25 protein-coding genes are annotated in these 21,454 nt (G+C 69.9%); 20 read left to right on the forward strand and 5 right to left on the reverse strand.

All coding sequences use genetic code 11. The features are described from left to right. The 4 genes from CKO43_RS18270 to CKO43_RS18285 all read right to left on the reverse strand — a co-directional run. Positions 1 to 1,837, reverse strand: a 1,837-nt coding sequence (locus CKO43_RS18270; RefSeq protein ID WP_200379485.1) for a pyruvate formate lyase family protein, incomplete at its 3' end; no start/stop codon positions are given. A 140-nt stretch (positions 1,838 to 1,977) separates the two neighbouring features. Continuing rightward, complete coding sequence (locus tag CKO43_RS18275) at positions 1,978 to 3,423, reverse strand: MFS transporter (protein ID WP_200379486.1); 1,446 nt, start codon at positions 3,421 to 3,423, stop codon at positions 1,978 to 1,980. Positions 3,424 to 3,434: 11 nt separating this feature from the next. Beyond that, positions 3,435 to 4,568, reverse strand: a complete 1,134-nt coding sequence (locus tag CKO43_RS18280) for a porin (protein ID WP_200379487.1) — start codon at positions 4,566 to 4,568, stop codon at positions 3,435 to 3,437. Between the two features lie 231 nt (positions 4,569 to 4,799). Beyond that, on the reverse strand, positions 4,800 to 5,729 hold the full coding sequence (locus CKO43_RS18285) for a dihydrodipicolinate synthase family protein (protein ID WP_200227383.1): 930 nt from the start codon (positions 5,727 to 5,729) through the stop codon (positions 4,800 to 4,802). Positions 5,730 to 5,860: 131 nt separating this feature from the next. Between CKO43_RS18285 and CKO43_RS18290 the strand changes: the two genes are divergently transcribed. From CKO43_RS18290 to CKO43_RS18385, 20 genes are all read left to right on the forward strand, one after another. After that, positions 5,861 to 6,811, forward strand: coding sequence for a LysR substrate-binding domain-containing protein (locus CKO43_RS18290; RefSeq protein WP_200227381.1), 951 nt, complete (start codon positions 5,861 to 5,863; stop codon positions 6,809 to 6,811). 121 nt (positions 6,812 to 6,932) lie between these two features. After that, positions 6,933 to 8,654 carry a type IV-A pilus assembly ATPase PilB gene (gene pilB, locus CKO43_RS18295; protein ID WP_200379488.1) on the forward strand — a complete coding sequence of 574 codons (1,722 nt, stop codon included), beginning with the start codon at positions 6,933 to 6,935 and terminating at the stop codon, positions 8,652 to 8,654. Positions 8,655 to 8,677: 23 nt separating this feature from the next. Beyond that, a complete protein-coding gene (locus CKO43_RS18300; protein WP_200227377.1) occupies positions 8,678 to 9,910 on the forward strand; it encodes a type II secretion system F family protein in 1,233 nt (410 codons plus the stop codon). After that, complete coding sequence (locus CKO43_RS18305; RefSeq protein ID WP_276570315.1) at positions 9,907 to 10,857, forward strand: prepilin peptidase; 951 nt, start codon at positions 9,907 to 9,909, stop codon at positions 10,855 to 10,857. Before CKO43_RS18300 ends, CKO43_RS18305 begins: the two co-directional genes overlap by 4 nt. After that, the gene (gene coaE, locus CKO43_RS18310; RefSeq protein ID WP_200379489.1) at positions 10,839 to 11,468 is read left to right on the forward strand and encodes a dephospho-CoA kinase; all 630 of its coding nucleotides are present in this window, start codon (positions 10,839 to 10,841) and stop codon (positions 11,466 to 11,468) included. Before CKO43_RS18305 ends, coaE begins: the two co-directional genes overlap by 19 nt. 24 nt (positions 11,469 to 11,492) lie before the next feature. Continuing rightward, positions 11,493 to 12,242, forward strand: a complete 750-nt coding sequence (gene zapD / locus CKO43_RS18315; RefSeq protein WP_200227373.1) for a cell division protein ZapD — start codon at positions 11,493 to 11,495, stop codon at positions 12,240 to 12,242. 25 nt (positions 12,243 to 12,267) lie between these two features. Further along, the gene (locus CKO43_RS18320; RefSeq protein WP_200379490.1) at positions 12,268 to 12,471 is read left to right on the forward strand and encodes a DNA gyrase inhibitor YacG; all 204 of its coding nucleotides are present in this window, start codon (positions 12,268 to 12,270) and stop codon (positions 12,469 to 12,471) included. A gap of 150 nt (positions 12,472 to 12,621) precedes the next feature. Then, a complete protein-coding gene (gene nifB / locus CKO43_RS18325) occupies positions 12,622 to 14,202 on the forward strand; it encodes a nitrogenase cofactor biosynthesis protein NifB (RefSeq protein WP_200379491.1) in 1,581 nt (526 codons plus the stop codon). 30 nt (positions 14,203 to 14,232) lie between these two features. Then, the gene (locus tag CKO43_RS18330; protein ID WP_200227367.1) at positions 14,233 to 14,427 is read left to right on the forward strand and encodes a 4Fe-4S dicluster domain-containing protein; all 195 of its coding nucleotides are present in this window, start codon (positions 14,233 to 14,235) and stop codon (positions 14,425 to 14,427) included. A 2-nt stretch (positions 14,428 to 14,429) separates the two neighbouring features. Beyond that, positions 14,430 to 14,813: a HesB/IscA family protein gene (locus CKO43_RS18335; protein WP_200379492.1), complete on the forward strand. Its 384-nt coding sequence runs from the start codon at positions 14,430 to 14,432 to the stop codon at positions 14,811 to 14,813. A gap of 7 nt (positions 14,814 to 14,820) precedes the next feature. Continuing rightward, positions 14,821 to 15,405: a hypothetical protein gene (locus CKO43_RS18340; protein ID WP_200379493.1), complete on the forward strand. Its 585-nt coding sequence runs from the start codon at positions 14,821 to 14,823 to the stop codon at positions 15,403 to 15,405. Next, complete coding sequence (locus CKO43_RS18345) at positions 15,402 to 16,196, forward strand: 4Fe4S-binding leucine-rich repeat protein (RefSeq protein WP_200379494.1); 795 nt, start codon at positions 15,402 to 15,404, stop codon at positions 16,194 to 16,196. Before CKO43_RS18340 ends, CKO43_RS18345 begins: the two co-directional genes overlap by 4 nt. Then, positions 16,189 to 16,524 carry a nitrogen fixation protein NifZ gene (locus CKO43_RS18350; protein WP_200379495.1) on the forward strand — a complete coding sequence of 112 codons (336 nt, stop codon included), beginning with the start codon at positions 16,189 to 16,191 and terminating at the stop codon, positions 16,522 to 16,524. The genes CKO43_RS18345 and CKO43_RS18350 overlap by 8 nt, the downstream gene beginning before the upstream one ends. A gap of 12 nt (positions 16,525 to 16,536) precedes the next feature. Next, a complete protein-coding gene (locus tag CKO43_RS18355; RefSeq protein WP_200379496.1) occupies positions 16,537 to 16,788 on the forward strand; it encodes a nitrogen fixation protein NifZ in 252 nt (83 codons plus the stop codon). A gap of 139 nt (positions 16,789 to 16,927) precedes the next feature. Then, the gene (locus CKO43_RS18360; protein WP_200379497.1) at positions 16,928 to 17,290 is read left to right on the forward strand and encodes a DUF3024 domain-containing protein; all 363 of its coding nucleotides are present in this window, start codon (positions 16,928 to 16,930) and stop codon (positions 17,288 to 17,290) included. Further along, positions 17,287 to 18,447, forward strand: coding sequence for a cysteine desulfurase family protein (locus tag CKO43_RS18365; RefSeq protein WP_200379498.1), 1,161 nt, complete (start codon positions 17,287 to 17,289; stop codon positions 18,445 to 18,447). The genes CKO43_RS18360 and CKO43_RS18365 overlap by 4 nt, the downstream gene beginning before the upstream one ends. Positions 18,448 to 18,470: 23 nt before the next feature. Further along, positions 18,471 to 18,683 (forward strand): putative nitrogen fixation protein NifT, encoded by a 213-nt coding sequence (gene nifT / locus CKO43_RS18370; RefSeq protein WP_200379499.1) that lies wholly within the window; start codon positions 18,471 to 18,473, stop codon positions 18,681 to 18,683. Further along, positions 18,683 to 18,940, forward strand: coding sequence for a hypothetical protein (locus tag CKO43_RS18375; protein WP_200227348.1), 258 nt, complete (start codon positions 18,683 to 18,685; stop codon positions 18,938 to 18,940). Before nifT ends, CKO43_RS18375 begins: the two co-directional genes overlap by 1 nt. Before the next feature lie 14 nt (positions 18,941 to 18,954). Continuing rightward, complete coding sequence (locus CKO43_RS18380) at positions 18,955 to 19,800, forward strand: SIR2 family NAD-dependent protein deacylase (RefSeq protein WP_200379500.1); 846 nt, start codon at positions 18,955 to 18,957, stop codon at positions 19,798 to 19,800. Between the two features lie 17 nt (positions 19,801 to 19,817). Then, positions 19,818 to 20,174 (forward strand): hypothetical protein, encoded by a 357-nt coding sequence (locus CKO43_RS18385; protein WP_200379501.1) that lies wholly within the window; start codon positions 19,818 to 19,820, stop codon positions 20,172 to 20,174. A 534-nt stretch (positions 20,175 to 20,708) separates the two neighbouring features. Here the strand turns inward: CKO43_RS18385 and CKO43_RS18390 are convergent. Further along, on the reverse strand, positions 20,709 to 21,452 hold the full coding sequence (locus CKO43_RS18390; RefSeq protein WP_200379502.1) for a hypothetical protein: 744 nt from the start codon (positions 21,450 to 21,452) through the stop codon (positions 20,709 to 20,711). Positions 21,453 to 21,454: the final 2 nt, after the last annotated feature.

The raw sequence follows: 21,454 nt of genomic DNA on the forward strand, positions 1-21,454 counted from the left end.
TCTTCTTGCCGTAGACCACGTTGGACGTGATCGTCAGCACCGACATCGTCGGCGTCGCGCCGCGGTAGGCCTTCTGCTGGCGCAGGTAGCCCATGAAGGTCTCGACGATCCAGCTGGCGATCGAGTCCACACGCTCGTCGTTGTTGCCGAACGCGGGGTAGTGGCCCTCGAGCCGGAACTCGGTGGCCAGGCCGCGCTCGTCGCGGATCACATGCACCTTGGCATGGCGCATCGCCGACAGCGAATCCGCCACCACCGACAGCCCGGCCACCCCGCAGGCCATCGTGCGCAGGATGTCGCGGTCGTGCAGCGCCATCTCGATGCGTTCGTAGGCGTATTTGTCGTGCATGAAGTGGATCGCGTTCAGCGCCTTCATGTAGACGCCCGAGAGCCACTGCATCGTCGGCACGAACTTGGCGATGACCTCGTCGTAGTCCAGCACCTCCGAGGTGATGGGCTCGGCGACCGGGCCGACCTGCTCGCCGCTCACTTCATCGCGGCCGCCGTTGATCGCGTACAGCAGCGCCTTGGCCAGGTTGGCACGGGCACCGAAGAACTGCATCTGCTTGCCGATGCGCATCGCGGAGACGCAGCAGGCGATGCCGTAGTCGTCGCCCCAGTAGGGCCGCATCAGGTCGTCGTTCTCGTACTGCACCGAGCAGGTGGCGATGGAGGTCTTGGCGCAGAAGTCCTTGAAACCCTGAGGCAGCTTCTCCGACCACAGCACCGTCAGGTTGGGCTCGGGCGCCGGGCCCAGGTTGTTGAGCGTCTGCAGGAAGCGGAAGCTGTTCTTCGTCACCAGCGGCCGGCCGTCCTCGCCGACGCCGCCTATGCCTTCGGTCACCCAGGTCGGGTCGCCCGAGAACAGCTGGTCGTAGTCGGGGGTGCGCAGGAAACGCACGATGCGCAGCTTGACCACGAGGTCGTCGATCAGCTCCTGCGCGCGGGCCTCGTCGATCAGGCCGGCGTCGATGTCGCGCTGGATGTAGATGTCGAGGAAAGTCGAGACCCGGCCCAGCGACATCGCGGCACCGTTCTGTTCCTTCACCGCGGCCAGGTAACCCAGGTAGGTCCACTGCACCGCCTCGCGTGCGTTCTGCGCCGGGCGGCCGAGGTCGAAGCCGTACTTCGCGCCCATCAGCTTCAGCTCTTCGAGCGCGCGGCCCTGTTCCGACAGTTCCTCGCGCAGCCGCAGCACGTCCTCGGTGAACTCGCGCGCGTCGAGGTCCTTGTATTCCTGCTGCTTGAACTTGCGCAGCGTGTCGACGCCGTACAGCGCCACACGCCGGTAGTCGCCGATGATGCGGCCGCGGCCGTAGGCGTCGGGCAGGCCGGTCAGCACGGCCGACTTGCGCGCCTTGGCGATCTCGGCCGAATAGACGTCGAAGACGCCCTGGTTGTGGCTCTTGCGGTATTTGGTCCAGACCTCGTCGACCACCGGGTCGCAGGCGAAGCCGTAGGCCTTCAGGCCCGACTGCACCATGCGCAGGCCGCCGTTGGGCATGATCGCGCGCTTGAGCGGGGCGTCGGTCTGCAGGCCGACGATGAGTTCCAGGTCCTGGTCGATGTAGCCCGCGTCGTGGGCGACGATGGTCGACGGCCGGTCGGCCGAGACGTCGAGCACGCCCTTGGCCTGCTCCTGCTTGAGCAGTTCCTGCAGCTTGTGCCACAGCGCCAGCGTGCGTGTCGTCGGGCCTTCGAGGAAGGCGCTGTCGCCGGCGTAGGGGGTGTAGTTCTTCTGGATGAAGCCGCGCAGGTCGACTGCGGTTTCCCAACGGCCGCCGGCGAAGCCTTCCCAGGCGTTGGCGCGGCTGCTGGCGATGGTCATCGTATTCATCTGGATTCCTTAAAACGAAAACTGCGGGTTGCTGTCTCGTAGGGCCCCGGCCGGGTGGGCCGGGGCCATTGTTGTTGTTGTTCGGGAGATCGGAAAGACCGGCGCGGCTCGGGCCCGCGCCGGGGAGCATCAGCCCGGGTTCAAGGCGAGATCTCTTCGAGCGAGCGGTTGGCCGTCTCGATCATCTGGCGCGCCGCGATCAGGCCGATGACGGTCATCGCCGCGAACATGCCGAACACGGTGGCGATGCCATAGCCGGAGAGCACGAAGCCCACCGCCGCCGGCGCGGTGGCCGAGGCCGCCCGCAGCCACGAGGTCGCCAGGCCGGTGCCGATGGCCCGCATGCGCGTCGGGTAGATCTCCGGCGTGTACAGGTACAGCAGCACGGTGGTCGTGCCCATCACCGCGTAGGCCGACGAGCCCAGCAGCATCACCGACCAGGCGCTTTCGGCGCCGAGGAAGGCCAGCGTGCCGAGCAGGACGCCGCAGACGATGAAGCTGCCGATGGCCCAGCGCCGGCGGCCGATGCGGTCGACGAACAGCGCGCAGACCAGCACCGCGCACACGCTCAGCACGTTGCTCAGCGAGGCCATGCGCAGGGCTTCCTGCAGCGGCAGGTGGTAGACCGTCTTGTAGAGCGTCGGCAGCCAGTTGTTGATGCCGTTGGCGACGAAGTACGAAGACGCCCACAGCACCCAGACCACCAGCGTGCGCGGCCGGTAGACGACCGAGAACAGCTCTTTCCACGAAGCCTTGTTCTGCCGCGTGATGCCGTCGGCCAGGCCGCTCACACGCTTCTCGATCTGCTCGGCGTCACGCTGCTCGTCCAGGCTGCGCTTGGGCGTGGCGGCCTCGACCTGGCGGATGACACGTTCGGCGTCGTGCAGCCGGCCCTTGCCGACCAGCCAGCGCGGCGACTCGGGCAGCCGCATCATGAACAGCAGGATCAGCACGCCCGGGATGCCGCCGACGAGGAACAGGTACTCCCAGCCGTAGCGCGGCACGATGAAGGCCCCGACCTGCGCCGCGGCCAGCAGGCCGAGCGGGAAGATCAGTTCGTAGAGCACGAAGAAGCGCCCGCGCCCCTTGGCCTGCGACAGCTCGTTGATGTAGGTGGCCGCCACCGGCACCTCGCCGCCGACGCCGATGCCCTGCAGCAGGCGCAGCAGGAACAGCACCTCGTAGTTGCCGGCGAAGGCGCAGGCGATGCTCATCACCGACATCACGCCGACCGCGGTCGAGATCGCCGGCACCCGGCCGTAACGCTCGCCCACCCAGCCGAACAGCAGCGCGCCGATCACCTGCCCGAGGTAGCCGGCGGCGATCAGCAGGCCCACCTGGGCGGGCGACAGGTGCCACAGGCCGACGAGCACCGGCAGCACGAAGGCCAGCGACAGCGCGTCGAAGGCGTCGAAGAAGGTCGCGCTGCCCATGATCACGCGGGCCTTGGTGTGCCAGCGGCAGAAGGGCACGTTCTCGAGACGGAACAGCAGCCTGGCACTGGCCAGCGGCGACGCGGCACCGCGTTCGCCGGCAGCGCCGTCGTCGATCCGGCCGTCGGCCGGCAGCACTGAAGAGTTTTTCATGACCACGATTCCTAGAAATCTTGCCGCATCCCGAGCTCGAAGCCCGTGGAGCGCTGACCGCCGAAGTAGTTGGCGGCGGTGCTGAGGCCACTGGTGGCGGGCCCGCCGGCAATGGCGAAGCTGGCGCCGCCCTGGTTGCTGAGCCGCGCCGCATGCGCGTACAGCGCCGTGCGCTTGGACAGCGAATGGACGTAGCCGACGCCCAGCAGCGTGGCGTCGTTGGCGCTGAGCGCGGCGGTGGCGCCGGTCTGGTCGGCGCGCAGGTAGCTGAACTTGAACTGTCCGGCGCCCAGCGGCACGGTCAGGCCGACCAGGCTGTTCGTCGTCGTGTCGCTGCGGTAGTTCCAGCGGCGCTGGCCGAAACTGAGCTTGGCAAAACCAGCGTCGTAGGCAAGGCCCCAGACGCGGTCGCTGAAGTCGTCGTCGCCGGCGGCGTTGCGCACCGTGAACTGCGACGCGCCCAGTTGCCAGGCGCCTTGCGCCCAGCCGACGCGAAAGCCATCGCCCTTGGTCTGCCCGGCACCCGCCGAGCCGCCCTCGCCGGCCGTGGCGATCAGCGCGCCGTTGAAGCCGGCGAGCCCGGCGGGCAGGATGAACTCGACCGCGTTGGCCACGCGCAGCGTCGGGTTCTGCGCCGCGGCGGTGGCGGTGGCACCGAAGGCCTGGCCCATCGCCCGCGAGCCGAACGGCGTGCGGAAGGTGTTCGCGCCGGCGATGCCCAGCGTCGCGAATGGGTCGAGTGCGTTCCAGGTCAGCTGCGAGGGCACCCAGTCGCGGCCCATGCGCAGTTCGCCGAAACGCTGGTGCGCCAGGCTCACGGTGGCGCGGCGGTCCCAGAACGGCGTGTTCGAAGTGCCGCTGTCGGCGAGGATGGTGCCGTCGAGGTAGAAGCCGGCGCTGAGGCCGGCGCCCAGGTTTTCCTGGCCGCGGATGACGAGTTTGCTGGTGGTGTTGGCGCCGCTGACGACCGAATTCATCGATCCGAGCGAGCCGTTGTCGACATGGCGCGTGGCGACGTCGAGCGTGCCGCCGAGGGTGACCTGGGCCTGCGCGCCACCGGCGGCGAGCAGGAGCGCGAGCAGCGGACTGACGGCGCACGCGGTGCCCGGCGGCGATCGCCAGGCGCAAGGGCGGGTGGAGTTCATGGACTATCTCTCTCGTGTCTCAGCGAGACAGCGCCGCCCGGCCCGCGAGTCGCCGGCCCGTGCCTCGCGGGGCCGGGCGGCAGGCCGTGGGGGCCTCCATGCGATGCCTGTCTCCGCCGTGTTGTTGTCGTTGTCGTTCGCAAACGATCGGCGAGATCGTGTTCGAGGCAGGCTCGCGAAGGCCGGCGGACAGGGCGGCGCGAGCCGGCCGCCCTGTCCGCTAGGGCTGGATCAGCGCACGCGACCCAGGCCGGCGGCGGCCATCGCGGCGGAGATCTCGTGCTCGGCGCCCGGGGCCAGCGGCAGCAGCGGCGAACGCACGGCGGCGTGCTCGAGGATGCCGCGCGCGACCAGCGCCCACTTCAGCGCGACCGAACCTTCCATGTGCGAGCCGCGGTGGTAGACGTTGGCCGTGACCGGCAGCAGGCGGTCGTGCAGTTCACGCGCCTTCTTGTAGTCCTTGGCCTTGCCGGCGGCGATCATCTCGACCAGCACTTCCGGTGCGATGCAGCCGTAGCCGACGAGCGCGCCGTCGACGTCGAACATCGTGTGCAGCAGGTACTCGTCGTGGCAGGTCAGGATCTGCAGGTCCGGGCGTTCCTTGCGGATCACGGGGATTTCACGGTCCCAGCGCTTCATGTTGCGCACGCCGTTCTTCATCGCGAAGACGCCCGGCAACGCGGCGATCTCGAGCTGCGTTTCCAGGTCGTAGGTGCACTTGGTCGCGTCGGGGTACTGGAAGAGGATCAGCGGCAGGCCGCTGGCTTCGTAGACGGCCTTGTACTTGTCCTGCGGCGCGCCCTTCTGGTAGCCGAAACGCAGCCAGCCGTGCGACGGGTACAGCAGACCGGCCGAAGCGCCGGCCTTGACGGCGCGCTTGGCTTCCTCGCCGGCGACCTGGGTGCCTTCGAGCGTGATGCCGGCGATGATCGGCAGCTTGCCGCCGACGGACTCGCGGAAGGCTTCGATGACGCGGCACTGTTCGTCGCGTTCCAGGAAGGTGCCTTCGCCGGCGTGGCCGAGCACGGTCAGGCTCTTGACGCCCGGCACGCTGGCCAGCCAGCTGCCCAGGCGCTGGATCGCGGGATAGTCCACCGCGCCGTCACGGGTGAAGGGGGTGACGGGAGCGGGGTTCAGGCCACGCAGGTCGATCGCATTCATGTCTATTTCCTTTCAGGTGGGGTTGCGATGGAGGCCACTGTAGGAAACGACGCGATATCGTCATAGATACAATTCCAAGCTTTCAGAATTGCCTGCGAAGGCAACTCTGGAGCCCCACCGGAGACCCTGCCGTGAACGTTGCCAGCGTGCGCCTGTTCCTCGAAGTGGCCGAGGCCGGCTGCATCAGCAAGGTGGCTGCGCGCCGGCAGACGGTGCAGTCGCACATCAGCCGCCAGATCACCGAATTCGAGTCGCTGTGCGGCGGCCCGCTGTTCCGCCGCACCGGCCGCGGCGTCGTGCTGACCGAGCTGGGAACACGCGCCTCGGTGCGCCTGCGCGCCTGGATGCACGAGACCGAGCAGCTGACGCAGGACCTGCACGCCGACGCCGGCCAGCTGCTGGGCCAGGTGCGGCTGGGCATCATCCCGTCGGCCGCGCACCCGCTGCTGACACGCCTGCACGAGCGCCTGGAGGCCGAGCAGCCGGGCATCCAGCTCGACATCGCCGAGGCCCAGGGCACCGAGCTCGACGCGATGCTCGACAGCGGCACGGTCGACCTGGCGATCCTGATCCGCTTTCGCAAGCCTGCCGGCGGCGAGGAGATCCCGCTGTGCGTGGCCCGCACCTACCTCGTCAGCGCCCCGGGCGACGAGCTCACGCGCCAGCCCACCGTGGCCTTCTCGCGCCTGGCCGGGCTGCCGCTGGTGCTGCCGCGCCGGCCCAGCCACTGGCGCAGCGCGCTGGACGACGCCGCACGCGGCCTGGGTTTCCAGCTGCGCGCCGTGCTCGAGGCCGACTCGCTGACCATCCAGCGCGAGCTGGTGGCGCGCGGCACCGGCCGGCCGCTGTACTCGGTGCTGGGCCCTTACTCGATCACCCAGGACCTGGCCGCCGGCCGCCTGCAGGCCAGCCGCCTGGTGCAGCCCGACCTGCACCGCCACGTGGCGCTGGCGCTGCCGCGCCAGGGCAAGCTGTCGCCGCCGTGCCGGGTGGTGGCGCAGACCATCCAGGCGCTGGTCGGCGCCTGGGGCGGCAACCTGACCGACCAGCCGCTGAGCGAAGACCTGCTGGGCGCACGTTGAGTGCCGGCGGCCGCCGCGCGAGGCGGCCACGTGCGCCGGTAAAGCGGCCGTGTTCCGCGTTTACAGGGGTGGCGGTATCGGCGATGATCGTCCGGTTATGCGCCGCCCGGACTGACCCTTCATGCCCGCCGACACCCCCGTCGAGACGCAGCAGACCGCCTTGTCCGGCGTCGCCCGGGTGCTGGTGCACGCCGGCAAGCTGAACGCACGCACCGCCGAGGAACTCGCCCGCGGCGCGCGCGAGCGCAAGACCAGCTTCATCTCGGCCGTGATCGCCGCCGGCGCGATCAAACCCGACGAACTCGCGCACACGCTGTCCAGCGCGCTGGCGCTGCCGCTGCTGGACCTCAACGCCGTCGACCTGCAGAAGCTGCCGCGCAACCTGCTCGACGCGCGCACGACGGCGCAGTACCAGATCATCGTGCTCGGCAAGCGCGGCAACCGCCTGTTCATCGGCGCCGCCGACCCGACCGACCAGGAAGCCGTCGAGCGCATCAAGTTCGCGACCCAGCTGACCCCGGAATGGGTCATCGTCGAATACGACAAGCTGATGCGCCAGCTCGACGCCCAGGGCCAGAACGCCAACGAGGTGCTCGAGACCCTGGCCGGCGAGGACTTCGACTTCGACGTCAGCGACGACGCCACGACCACCGCCGAGGCCGAGGTCCAGACCGAGGTCGAGGACGCCCCGGTCGTGCGTTTCCTGCAGAAGATGCTGATCGACGCGATCAACGCCCGCGCCTCCGACCTGCACTTCGAGCCCTACGAATACAACTACCGGGTGCGTTTTCGCATCGACGGCGAGCTGCGCGAGATCACCCAGCCGCCGATCGCGATCAAGGACAAGCTGGCTTCGCGCATCAAGGTCATCTCGCGCATGGACATCTCCGAGAAGCGTGTCCCGCAGGACGGCCGGATGAAGCTGAAGTTCGGCAGCAAGGCGATCGACTTCCGCGTCAGCACGCTGCCCACGCTGTTCGGCGAGAAGGTCGTGATCCGGATCCTGGACCCGTCCTCGGCCAAGCTCGGCATCGAGGCCCTGGGCTACGAGAAGGTCGAGAAGGACCGGCTGCTGGCCGCGATCCAGCGCCCCTACGGCATGATCCTCGTCACCGGGCCTACCGGCAGCGGCAAGACGGTGTCGCTCTACACCTGCCTGAACATGCTGAACCAGCCGGGCGTGAACATCGCGACCGTCGAGGACCCGGCCGAAATCAACCTGCCCGGCATCAACCAGGTCAACGTCAACGACAAGGCGGGGCTGACCTTCGCGGCAGCGCTGAAGGCCTTCCTGCGGCAGGACCCGGACATCATCATGGTCGGCGAAATCCGCGACCTGGAGACCGCCGACATCGCGCTCAAGGCGGCGCAGACCGGCCACCTGGTGATGAGCACGCTGCACACCAACGACGCGCCGTCGACGCTGACCCGGCTGCTGAACATGGGCGTGGCGCCGTTCAACATCGCCTCCAGCGTGCTGCTGATCACCGCGCAACGCCTTGGACGGCGTTTGTGTGAAGTCTGCAAGAAACCGGCGGAGTATCCGCGCGAGGCTTTGCTCAAGGCCGGGTATACAGAGAGCGATCTGGACGGAAGCTGGAAACCGTATCGCGCGGTCGGCTGCTCCGCCTGCAACAACGGCTACAAGGGCCGCGTCGGCATCTACCAGGTGATGCCGATCACCGAGGCCATCCAGCGTGTCATCCTCTCCGAAGGCACCGCGCTGGACATCGCCGATCAGGCGCGGCGCGAAGGCGTGCGTGACCTGCGCCAGTCCGGTCTCGTGAAGGTGCGCCTGGGCGTCACCTCGCTCGAGGAAGTCATCACCGTCACCAACGAATAACCAACCGCCTCCCGACACGATCCATGGTCACAGCAGCATCCGCAGCGCGCGCCAAGAGCGCCGCCAAGGAACAGATCTTCGAGTGGGAAGGCAAGGACAAGAACGGCAAGCTCGTGCGCGGCGAGATCCGCGCCGGGGGCGAGGCCGTCGTCAGTGCCAGCCTGCGCCGCCAGGGCATCCTGGTCACGAAGGTGAAGAAGCGCCGCACCAGCGGCGGCCGCTCGATCAAGCAGAAGGACATCGCGATCTTCACGCGCCAGCTGGCGACGATGATGAAGGCCGGCGTGCCGCTGCTGCAGTCCTTCGACATCGTCGCGCGCGGCAGCTCCAACCCGCGCATGACCAAGCTGCTGACCGACATCCGCTCCGACGTCGAGACCGGCACCAGCCTGTCGGCGGCGTTCCGCAAGCAGCCGCTGCACTTCGACTCGCTGTACTGCAACCTGATCGAGGCCGGTGAAGCCGGCGGCATCCTGGAAGCGCTGCTCGAACGCCTGGCGATCTACCAGGAAAAGACGATGGCGCTGAAGCAGAAGATCAAGTCGGCGCTGATGTACCCGGTGGCGGTGATGGTCGTCGCCTTCGTCGTGCTGACGGTCATCATGATCTGGGTGATCCCGGCGTTCAAGGAGGTGTTCCGCTCCTTCGGCGCCGACCTGCCGGCGCCGACGCTGTTCGTGATCGCGCTGTCCGAGTTCTTCGTCAGCTGGTGGTGGTTGATCTTCGGCACCATCTTCGGCGGCACCTACTTCTTCCTGCAGTCCTGGAAACGCTCCGAGAAGATGCAGATGACGATGGACCGGCTGCTGCTGCGCATGCCGGTCTTCGGCACGCTGATCGAGAAATCGGTGATCGCCCGCTGGACGCGCACGCTGTCGACGATGTTCGCCGCTGGCGTGCCGCTGGTCGAGGCGCTCGACTCGGTCGGCGGCGCCTCGGGCAACGCGGTCTACGCCCGGGCCACCGAGCAGATCCAGAAGGACGTCTCCACCGGCTCGGCGCTGACGACCTCGATGACCGCGACCTCGGTCTTCCCGACGATGGTGCTGCAGATGGCCTCGATCGGCGAAGAGTCCGGCTCGCTCGACCACATGCTGGGCAAGGCGGCCGAGTTCTACGAAGAAGAGGTCGACGACATGGTCAAAGGCCTGTCCAGCCTGATGGAGCCCTTCATCATTGTCATCCTGGGCGTGCTGATCGGCGGCATCGTGGTCTCGATGTACCTGCCGATCTTCAAGCTGGGCGCGGTCGTTTGATCGCCGCCGACTGGGCGGCTTCGCTGCCGCTGGACCTGCTGCTGTCGCCGTGGGCGCTGGCGCTGCTCGGGCTGATGGTGGGCAGCTTCCTCAACGTCGTCGTGCACCGCGTGCCGCTGATGCTCGAGCGCCAGTGGTGGGCCGACGTCGCCGGGCAGCTGACCGACCGCGACTCCTTCCGCCGCGTCTTCGGCGGCGACGCGCCGGCGGGCCTGGCGCAGGCCGGCCTGGGGCTGGAGAAGAAGCTCGAAGCGCTGGCGCCGTTCACGATCTCGCGCCCGCGCTCGCGCTGCCCGTCCTGCGGCCACGTGATCCGCTGGTACGAGAACATCCCGGTGGCGAGCTGGCTGGTGCTGCGCGGGCGCTGCTCGGGCTGCCAGGCGCGCATCTCGGCGCGTTACCCGCTGGTCGAGATCGCCACCGCGGCCCTCTTCGCCGCCGTCGCCTGGCGCCTGGGCGCGCAGCCGGTGCTGCTGCTGTGGTGCGCCGCGGTCGCGGTGCTGCTGGCGCTGGCGCTGATCGACTGGGACACGACGGTGCTGCCCGACGGCATGACGCTGCCGCTGCTCTGGGCGGGCCTGGCGGCCGCCGCCTTCGGCTGGCTGCCGCCGCTGACGCTGGCCGAGTCGCTGGCTGGCGCGGCCGTCGGCTACCTCTCGCTGTGGTCGGTCTACTGGCTGTTCAAGCTCGCCACCGGCAAGGAAGGCATGGGCTACGGCGACTTCAAGCTGCTCGCCGCGCTCGGCGCCTGGCTGGGTTGGCAGGCGATCGTGCCGATCGTGCTGATGGCCTCGGTCATCGGCGCCATCGTCGGCCTGGGCATGAAGGCCACCGGTTCGCTGCGCGAAGGCCGCTTCGTGCCCTTCGGCCCCTTCCTGGCAGGCGGCGGCCTCGTCGTGCTGCTCGCCGGCCGCGAGACGGTGCTGTCGTGGATAGGCTGGGCCTAGAAACCCCCGGGCCGCGGCGTTTCGGCCTCACCGGCGGCATCGGCAGCGGCAAGAGCACGGTCGCGGCGCTGCTGGCCGCACTCGGCGCCGTGGTCGTCGATACCGACGCCATCGCCCGCGAACTGACGGCCCCCGGCGGCGCCGCGCTGCCGGCGCTGGCGGCCGCTTTCGGCCACGAGATCGTCGGCGCCGACGGCGCGCTGGACCGCGAGCGCATGCGCGCACTCGCCTTCGCCGACCCCGGCGCCAAACGCCGGCTCGAAGCCGTGCTGCACCCGATGATCGGCGCCGAGGCGCTGCGCCGGGCCGAGGCAGCGGCTGCGCACCCGGTCGTCTTCGACGTGCCGCTGCTCGCCGAGTCGGGCCACTGGCGCGCCCGCTGCCAGCGCATCCTGGTCGTCGACTGCCTCGAACAGACCCAGGTCGAGCGTGTGACGCGGCGCTCCGGCTGGAGCGAAGACGCGGTGCGCCGCGTCATCGCCCAGCAGGCGCCGCGTGCGCAGCGCCGGCGCATCGCCGACGCCGTGGTCTTCAATGACGGGAAGTCGCTCGGGGATCTCGAGCACGAGGTCCGTGCCCTCTGGGCGCTGTGGAACAATGCGCCGCACTGAGCTTCCCTGCGAAGAGCACCTCCCTTGGTTCTGTACGAGTACCCGTTCAACGAGGGCATCCGCACGATGCTGCGGCTCGAGCACCTGTTCGACCGGCTCGGCCAGCTCGTCGCGCGTGACGCCCCTGTAGACCACCATTTCGCGATCGCCACGATCTTCGAGATCATGGACGTCGCTTCGCGTGCCGACCTGAAGAGCGACCTGCTGAAGGAGCTCGAGCGCCACCGCTCGCAGCTGCAGACCTACCGCGGCAACCCCTACATCTCCGAAGCCGCGCTCGACCAGATCGTCGGCCGCATCGACCGCGCCTACGACGGGCTGAACCAGCTGCAAGGCAAAGCCGGCCAGGCGCTGCAGAGCAACGACTGGCTGATGAGCATCCGCAGCCGCATCGGCATCCCGGGCGGCACCTGCGAATTCGACCTGCCGGCCTACTACGGCTGGCAGCAGCTCGAGCCGGCGCGCCGCCGCGCCGACCTGCTGGGCTGGATCGCGACGCTGTCGCCTATGGCCGAAGGCCTGCAGGTGCTGCTGGGCCTGCTGCGCGACAGCGGCGTGCCGCAGCGTGTCGTCGCCACCGCCGGCCAGTACCAGCAGAGCCTGCCCTCGGGCAAGACCTACCAGCTGATGCGCGTGCGCCTGGACGACGGCCTGGTGCCCGAGATGACCGGCCACCGCCTGATGGTCGGCGTGCGCCTGATGCGCCCCGACGCCGAAGGCCGGCTGCGCCTGGCCGCCGAAGACCGCGACTTCGAACTCACCCTCTGCGCCTGAAGGCCTTCCGGCCCGTTTCCGACCCGTGACCGCTTCGCCCCGCCTCGTCCCCTGCCCCGCCTGCAAGAAGCCGTCGCCCTTCGTGCCGGAAAACCGCTGGCGCCCGTTCTGCAGCGAACGCTGCCGCAACCTCGACCTCGGCGCCTGGGCCAGCGAGAGTTACCGCGTCGCCGCCGCCGCGCCGCCCGACGCCGGCGAAGACACGCCGCCCCCGGCCGCGGCCCACTGAAAGCCCCGCGGCCACCGGCCGCTGTCGGTTTTGTCGTGAAGGCCACAGCCCACGACGCCCGCACGACACGCCTAAGTCCTTGATCCGCAAGGGATCAGGGCATGGCACGGCTCTCGCTGAGCAGGCTCGTCCACAACCGACGGGCCCGCCATGAGCCAGACCGCTTTCATCTCGATCGGTGACCTCCGCCGCGGCCGGCCCGCCCTGGCCGAAACCCTGCCCGAAACCGGCGGCGGCTGCGGCACGAGCGGCGGCGCCGGCAAGTCCAGCTGCGGCTCCTCGGCCGGCCCCGAGGACATGCCGGCGGAGATCTGGGACAAGGTCAAGAACCATCCCTGCTACTCCGAAGAGGCGCACCACCACTTCGCGCGCATGCACGTCGCGGTCGCGCCGGCCTGCAACATCCAGTGCCACTACTGCAATCGCAAGTACGACTGCAGCAACGAGAGCCGCCCCGGCGTCGTCAGCCAGAAGCTCACGCCCGACCAGGCGGTGAAGAAGGTGCTGGCGGTGGCCAGCGCGATCCCGCAGATGACGGTGCTGGGCATCGCCGGCCCGGGCGACTCGCTGGCCAACCCGAAGAAGACCTTCGAGACCATGAGCCGCCTGCAGCAGGAGGCGCCCGACATCAAGCTCTGCCTGTCGACCAACGGCCTGGCGCTGCCCGACTGGGTCGACGAGATCGTCAAATACAACGTCGACCACGTCACGATCACGATCAACATGGTCGACCCGGCGGTGGGCGCGAAGATCTACCCCTGGATCTACCACGAGCACCGCCGTTACACCGGCGTCGAGGCCGCGACCATCCTGCACCAGCGCCAGATGCTGGGCCTGGAGATGCTGACTGCACGCGGCGTGCTGGTGAAGGTCAACTCGGTGCTGATCCCCGGCGTCAACGACGCCCACCTGATCGAGGTGAACCGGGCCGTCAAGGCGCGCGGCGCCTTCCTGCACAACATCATGCCGCTGATCTCGGAGCCCGAGCACGGCACTTTTTACGGCCTGAACGGCCAGCGCGGCCCGACGGCGCAGGAGCTGAAGGCGGTGCAGGACGCCTGCGCCGGCGGCGCCAACCTGATGCGCCACTGCCGCCAGTGCCGCGCCGACGCCGTCGGCATGCTGGGCGAGGACCGCAGCGACGAGTTCACGCTGGACAAGATCGACGAGATGGCCGTCGTCTACGACATCGACAAGCGCCGCGCCTACCAGCAGCAGGTCGAGGCCGAGCGCGCCCGCCAGCACCAGGCCAAGGTCGACGCGCTCGCCGAAGCCTTCGACGCCGGCCTGACCCGCGACGACCTGAAGCTGCTGGTCGCCGTCGCCACCGAAGGCCAGGGCAAGGTCAACCAGCACTTCGGCCACGCGACCGAGTTCCAGGTCTACGAAGTCGGCGCCGGCGCCGCCACCTTCGTCGGCCACCGCCGCGTCGACCTGTACTGCCAGGGCGGCTACGGCGAGGACGAGCAGCTGCCGTCCATCGTCCAGGCGCTGGGCGACTGCCATGCGGTGCTGGTCGCCAAGATCGGCGCCTGCCCGCGCGACGAACTGCAGGCCGCCGGCATCGAGCCGGTCGACCGCTATGCCCACGAATACATCGAGAAGGCGGCGCTCGCGTGGTTTGCCGACTACCGCGAACGCATCGCCAGCGGCGCCATCGTCCACCAGGCCCGGGGCGACGCGCGCATCCGCCAGGGCGCCTACACCGGCGGCACCGAAGCCGCGGCCTGACCCACCCACTGCCTCCTGAAGGAGAAAACCATGGCCCTGAAGATCATCGCCTCCATGTGCTCCGGCTGTTCCGCCTGCGAAGCCGAATGCCCCAACACCGCCATCCGCGAAAAGGGCGGCAACTTCATCATCGACCCGGCCAAGTGCACCGAGTGCGAAGGCCACTTCGATGCCCCGGCTTGCATAGCCGTCTGCCCCGTCGACAACTGCATAAAGAAGGTTTGACGATGACCGCCCAGGTCAGCGTCACCCCGTCCGCCGAGAAGTTCATGCGCCGCATGGTGCGGTTCTCGGAACAGCCCGGCGGCGGCTTCCGGCTGTCGGTGGCGCCGGGCGGCTGCTCGGGCCTCGCCAGCAGCTTCAGCATCGACGCCGCGCCGCAGGACGGCGACACGGTGCTCGACGTCAACGGCCTGCGGGTCTTCCTGCCGGCCGCCAGCGCGGCGCTGCTGGACGGCGTGACGGTGGACTTCAGCGACTCGCTCGCTGCCACCGGCCTGCGTTTCATCGACCCCAAGCAGGCAGCCTGCGGCTGCTCCAGCGCCGCCAGCGCGCCGCCGGCGATGGCCAGCGTGTCGCTGGACTCGCTGCGCCGCGTCAGCCGCGCCTAGGGGCGACATGACGTCCGCGGCCGACGGTTTCGACGACGCGGTGCTGGGCCGCGGCCTGCCGGCCGCCGCCGAAGCCGCGCTCGCCGAAGCCGGCCGGCAGCGCGCCGACGAGCCGGCGCTGGCGATTGCGGCGCTGATGCGCGCCCAGGCGCTGGCGCCCGAGCACCCGGCGGTGCTGATCGCCTTCTACCGGCATCACTTCTTCGGCCACCGGCTGGCACCGGCACGCGACGTCGCGCGCCGCGCGCTCGTCGTCGCCACGCGTGCGCTCGGCCTGCCGCCGCTGTGGCGCGAGCTGCCGCTCGAACCGCTGCCCGGCGCCGATGGCGACGCCCGCGTGCGTTTCCTGCTGTTCCTGCTGAAGGGTTACGCCTACCTCAGCCTGCGCCTGGACGACCCGCTGGAAGCGCGCGACGCGCTGGCCGTGCTGCGTGCGCTCGACCCGCAGGACCGCGTCGGCGCCTCGGTGCTGGAAGCCGTGCGCGTGCGGGCGCTGGTCGGCGAGGACCCCGAAGCCGACGGCCTGCCGCCGGTCTCGGGTGCCGCCGCCTGGGCCCGGGCCACCGGCAGCGAAGCCGGAGCACCCCGATGAACCACAGCGCCGACTGGCAGGACATCCCCGTGCGCGACTGGCAGGGCCAGGCGCTGGACTGCGCCGCCTGCCCGCACGCCGCGCTGCGTGCCGGCGGCGGCTGCGAACCCGGCCGCAGCTGCATGCAGGACGCCTACGCGCGCCGCATCGACCGCTTCTTCCGCCAGCACCCGAAGCTGGCGACGCCGCAGCTCGCGCACCCGTACTTCGAGGTGCGAGCCATCGCCGCGCGCCACGCCGACGTCTTCCACCTGCCGGCGCTGATGGCCGACCCCGACGAGACCGTGCGCCTGCAGGTCGCGCTGCGCCTGCCGCAGCGCCTGCTCGGCCGGCTGCGCGAGGACCCGCACCGCGAGGTGCGCATCCGCGTCGCCCAGCGCCTGGCCGAGGCCGAGCTGCCGACGATGCTGCGCGACCCCGACTACGAAGTGCGCGCCACCGTCGCGCGCCGCCTGCCCGAGGCGCTGCTGCCGCTGCTGCTGCACGACAGCGACCTGCAGGTGCGCCTGGTCGTCGCCCACCGCGTGGTGATGCCGGCGCTGTGGCGCCTGGTCGACGACGCCGCGCCCGAAGTGCGCCGCGTCGCCGCCGAGCGCCTGCCGGCGCCGCTGCTGGAACCGCTGGCGCACGACCGCGACTGGCTGGTGCGGCATACCGCCGCGGCGCGTGCCGTCGGCGCGGTGCTGGAGCGCCTGCTGCTGGACCCCGAGCCCGAGGTCGCCGCCCGCGCCCGGGAACGTGCCGCCGAACTGCGCGGCGGCCCCGCCGAAGGAGAACGCCGCCATGGCTGACATCGTTCGCGACGACGACGAGGTCGAACTGGCGCTGCCGCCGCGGTTCGAGATCGGCGAGCGCGTGCTCGCCCGCAGCGTCGTGCGCAACGACGGCACCTTCCAGGGCCGCGACATCGGCGAGGTGCTGGTCGAACGCGGCGAGCTCGGCTACGTGCGCTCGGTCGGCACCTTCCTGCAGCAGTACTACATCTACGCCGTCGAGTTCGTGCGCCACGGCCACCAGGTCGGCATGCGCGCGAAGGAGCTGTGCACGCTGGACCGCCTGCCGCCCGAGGTGCTCGAACAGCTCGGCGCCGACGCCGAACGGCTGCAAGACCTGCGCTGAAGAGGACCCACGATGCTCGACACCCGCCAACCGCGCTACCGATGGGGCCAGGAAGTCCTGGCCGCGACCGACCTCTACAACGACGGCACGGTGCCCGACGCCGAAGAAGACCAGCTGCTGGTCGTCCAGGGCGGCCCGGGCGAGATCGTCCAGGTCGGCCACCACGCCGAGGCCAAGGTGCCGCTGTACCTGGTGGACTTCGGCGTCTGCGTGCTCGGCTGCCTGGAAGAGGAACTGGCGCCCGCCGCCGGGGCCGGCGGATGAGCCCTCAGGACTTGTCCGGGGCTCATTCCCGCTCGGCGGGACCGGCCGCCAGGCCGAAGGGTGCCCCAATGAGCCCTCAGGACTTGTCCGGGGCTCATTCCCGCCTGGCGGGACCGGCCGCAGGCCTTAGGGTGCCCCAGTGAACGCCGCCGTGCGCCGCCCGCCCGTCGACCGCGGCCGCTCCGGCGCCGCCGTCGTCGCGCTGGACGCGGCGCGCATCGAACGCGCGCTGGCCGCGCGCAGCCGCTACCGCTACGTTAAACCCCGGCTGGAGGCCGAAGGCCAGGGCTGGAAGATCCTCAGCGCCAACTGCTCGCGCAAGGTCGACCCGGCCGGCGGCGAGATCGCGATCGCCTGGTTCGAGCCCGAAGGCGGCGGCCGCTGGCGCCTGCACGCACGCGACCACGTCGAAGGCCGCTGGACGCTGCAAGGCCAGGGCCTGACGCTGGAACAGGCGCTGGCCCAGGTCTGCCGCGACACGCAACGCGTCTTCTGGCCATGAACCGGGCCACGATCTACCTGGACCACAACGCGACCACGGCGCCGGCGCCGGAGGCCGTGGCGGCGATGCTGCACGCGCTCGAAGTCGCCTGGGCCAACCCCTCGTCCACCCACGAACCCGGCCAGCAGGCGCGGCGGCTGCTGGCCGATGCACGCGACCGTGTCGCCAGCTTCCTGGGCTGCCAGCCGGCCGAGCTGGTGTTCACCAGCGGCGCGACCGAGGCCAACCACAGCGCCGTGCTCGGCGCCCTGCACGCCGCCCGCGGCACGCGGCGCGAGCGCCTGGTGCTGAGCGCCGTCGAACACCCCGGGCTGCTGGCGCTGGCGGCACGGCTGGAAGGCGAAGGCGTGCCGGTGACGCGGCTGCCGGTGCACGCCGACGGCCGCCTCGACCTGGACGCCGCGCGCGCCGCGATCACGCCCGATGTCGCGCTGGTCAGCGTGATGGGCGCGAACAACGAGACCGGCGTGCTGATGCCCACGGCCGAGCTGGCCGAGCTGGCGCACGCCGCCGGCACCCGGCTGCACGTCGACGCGACGCAGCTCGCCGGCAAGGCGGCGCTGGACTTCGCCGCCAGCGGCGCCGACCTGATGAGCCTGTCGGCGCACAAGCTGCACGGCCCCAAGGGCATAGGCGCGCTCGTCGTGCGCAAGGGTTTCGCGCTGCCGCCGCTGCTGTGCGGGCGCCAGGAGCGCAAACGCCGCGGCGGCACCGAGAACCTGCCCGGCATCGCCGGTTTCGCCGCCGCCTGCGACCGCGCCGCCGCCACCCGCGCCGACGACGTCGCCCGCATGGCGGCGCTGCGTGCGCTGCTCGAAACCGGCCTGGCCGCGCTGCCCGGCGTGCAGATCTACGGCGCACGCGCGCCGCGCATCGCCAACACCAGCTGCCTGCGTTTCGGCATGCTCGACGCCGAGCTGGTGCTGGGGCGGCTGGAGCGTGCCGGCGTCGTCGCGTCCTCGGGCGCGGCCTGCAGCGCCGGCGGCACGCTGCCGTCGCATGTGCTGCTGGCGATGGGCGAGCCGGCCGAACACGCGCGTGCCGCGCTGCGCTTCTCGCTCGGCCGCGACAGCAGCGAAGCCGAGCTGCGCCACACCGTCGCCGTCGTGCATGAACTGATAGGCCCGCTGCTCGAACCCGCCGCGCAGGCGGCCTGAACCGTTTTCAAAGGAGTTCGACGATGAAAGTGATGATGCGACGCAACGCCGCCGGGGTGCTCTCGGCCTACGTGGCGAAGAAGGACCTGGAGGAGCCGGTGGTGGCGCAGGAGAAGCCCGGCCTGTGGGGCGGCACCGTGACGCTGGCCAACGGCTGGACGCTGGCCCTGCCCGAGATGGCCGAAGGCACGACGCTGCCGATCACCGTCGAAGCCCGCAAGCTGGCGGAGGACTGATGGACGCCGCGACGCTTGCCGACGCGCTGGCGCTGGCCGATGCCGCCGCCGACGTGCGCCAGGCCGCGGCGCGGCTGCGCGAACGTTTCGCGCCGCTGCGCGTCGTCGTCGTCGACGCCTTCGACCTGCGCGGCGAGACGCCGGCGGCCACCGGCGTGCACCGCGCGCTCTACCTCGGCGCCAGCGACGGCCATTGCTGGCAGGTGACCGACGACCCGGCGCGCGCCGCCGGGCTCTTCGTCGCCGACCGCGCTTGACACAGGGACTGCCCATGACCGCCGCCACCACCACCGTCACCTCGCTGCCCGAGGCCGTCGCCGACGGCCTGGCCGCCGGCACGCTGTGCCCTTACCTCGGCCCGGGCCTGCTCGCGCTGTGCGCGGGTGCGCGCCCGCCGGCGAACGCGCTGGAGCTGGCCGCGGTGCTGACGGCGCGCGTGTCGGTGCCGGGCAAGATCCGCAACCGGCTGACGGCGGCGGCGCAGTTCATCGAGAACTTCAAGCACCGCAAGACGCTGGTGGGCGCGATGGACGCCGCTTTTGCCGCCGCGCCCGAACCGTCGGCACTGCACCGCTGGCTGGCGGCGCTGCCCAGCCCGTTCATCGTCGACGCCTGGTACGACGACACGCTGCGGCGCGCGCTGGCCGGGCGCAGCGACTGGGCCGAGGTGCAGGGCCTGGCGCAGAGCGAACACTTCGGCACCTGGACCGGCTGGTACCAGGCCGACGGCACACCGTCGGCGCAGCCGCTGGACGCGGCGACGGTGTTCTACAAACCCTGGGGCGGGCGTTCGCCGGCGTCCAACTACCTTGTGTCGGACAGCGACTTCGTCGAGGTGCTGACCGAGATCGACATCCAGACGCCGATCCCGGCGATCGTGCAGCAGCGCCGCGCCGGCGTCGGCTTCGTCTTCCTGGGCTGCCGCTTCGACGACCAGCTGCCGCGCGCCTTTGCGCGCCAGATCATGAAACGCAGCGCCGGCCCGCACTGGGCCGTGCTGCCCGAGGAGCCGACGCGCATGGAGCGTCGTTTCCTCGAGGAGCAGGGCATCGTGCGCATCGCGCTGCCGCTGGCCGAGGTGGCCGCGGCGCTGGCCGGCGTGCCCGAGGCGGCCTGACGACGTCGGCGCGGCCGATGTACCACCAGTCGCTCTACGCCATCGTGATGGACGCCGGCACCGAGCTGGGCGTGCTGACGCGCGAGATGCAGGGCGAGCCCGAACTCTTCGCCAGCGCGCTGACGCTGGCCGCCGTCGAGGCCAGGCTGCTGACGATGGCGCACACACTGGGCAACCTGACGCCGGTGCTGCGCGCCAAGCTGCCGCACGTCGACTGGGCCGGCTGGCAGGCGCTGCACGAGCTGCTGCGGCTGAACCGGCAGCCGCGGCGGGACGCGGTCTGGTATGCGGTCAGCGCGCTGGCGCCGCAGACGATGGAGTTGCTGGCGGCGTTGAGGAGGCGGGAGCCGGTTTGGTTTGAGAGTGGGTACTGAGGCGGGACGAAAGGGGCCGAAAGGCGCTAGTCGTCTGCCTGAGGACCCAACGCTTTCAGTCGACTGGCCGAATCAGACTGACTGCCGTCAGCCGGCTTCGGTGGGCGAAAGTTGGCGGAGGCCGGAAGCAGACTTTGAGCGGCTGGCGTGCTGATTGGCGTCTGACCTAGAAGCCGACCTTCCTCCATAACAGGCCTCGGCATTCGCGACCTCGGTGACTGCTTCCCGACTCGCTGACACGCGGCGCCAACCCCCAGCGGACTATGAACACAACGATTCCGGCGACCACGACCGGCCATTCGCGAAGACACCGTCACGCTACATGCGAATCAGAGCAATAGGGCTTGTGATGTTCCGACAGCGGCACGCTTGAGCAGCTGCGTCAGAATGCAGCGCGCGACAGGGCGCGCGCCGCCACACGGTAAGTGGTCTGATCGTGTCGTGCAGACCTTCAGTAGGTCTTCTCGGTCCGCAGACCGACGCTAAGACGTCCTTAGTACCGGAGCTCCAGGCAGGCGCGTCCAGAATTGGGCCTCAGGCCTTCATGCCGTACCAGCCCGTTGCCAGGAGGTCACGCGCAGAATTCGCATCATCGAGTGTGCTGCAGTTGCATCGCCAGTTGCAGAAAAACGCCAATCCGCGCAGCCGCTGTAGCAGGGTCTTGAAGGAATCATGCGATAGATGGTCCGCCGACAGTTTTAGCAGCGCACTGGCGCCGACCATGTTGGCCGTCGGGATGCGTACGCTGTCAAACACCTGCTGTTGCGTGAGCGCATTGATGGCTGGCGTGTGCGCCAGACCGACAATTCCCTTGCCAGCGCTTCCGTCGTGCATCTGCGCGTGGAAAATCGGATGGGCCTGGGTGGCGCCACGGCTGTCGAAATCGTAGTGCAGCCCGAGCAGCGTCTGCCAGCCGTGCTTGGTCGTCACGTTGTAGTAGCCAACGTTGACGAAGGCCTTTTGGAGGTAACTCCCTTCATTGGCCGGCTTAGTATCGTCGAAGGCATAGATATCCTTGGACGACATGACCACCGCGATGCGCGCATTGTGCGGGACCGCTTTGCCAGCAGCGCGCCGGCGGCCGGCCAACTGCTCGATCTTCAGTGCCCCGAAGACCTCAACCGTGGCGCTCTTAGTGCTGACGGTGAAGCATTCGTTGCCCAACGCGGTGGGTGCCGCGCCCTCATCAAGCGCCGAGCGCTCAAACGTGTTGTAGACGGCCCGGTAGGCAGTTCTGGCAGACAGCGCAAAGTCGTCGATCTGGGCTTGGCTAGGCATGG

It is taken from the genome of Rubrivivax gelatinosus (assembly GCF_016583785.1).
GTDB lineage: Bacteria > Pseudomonadota > Gammaproteobacteria > Burkholderiales > Burkholderiaceae_C > Rubrivivax > Rubrivivax gelatinosus_B.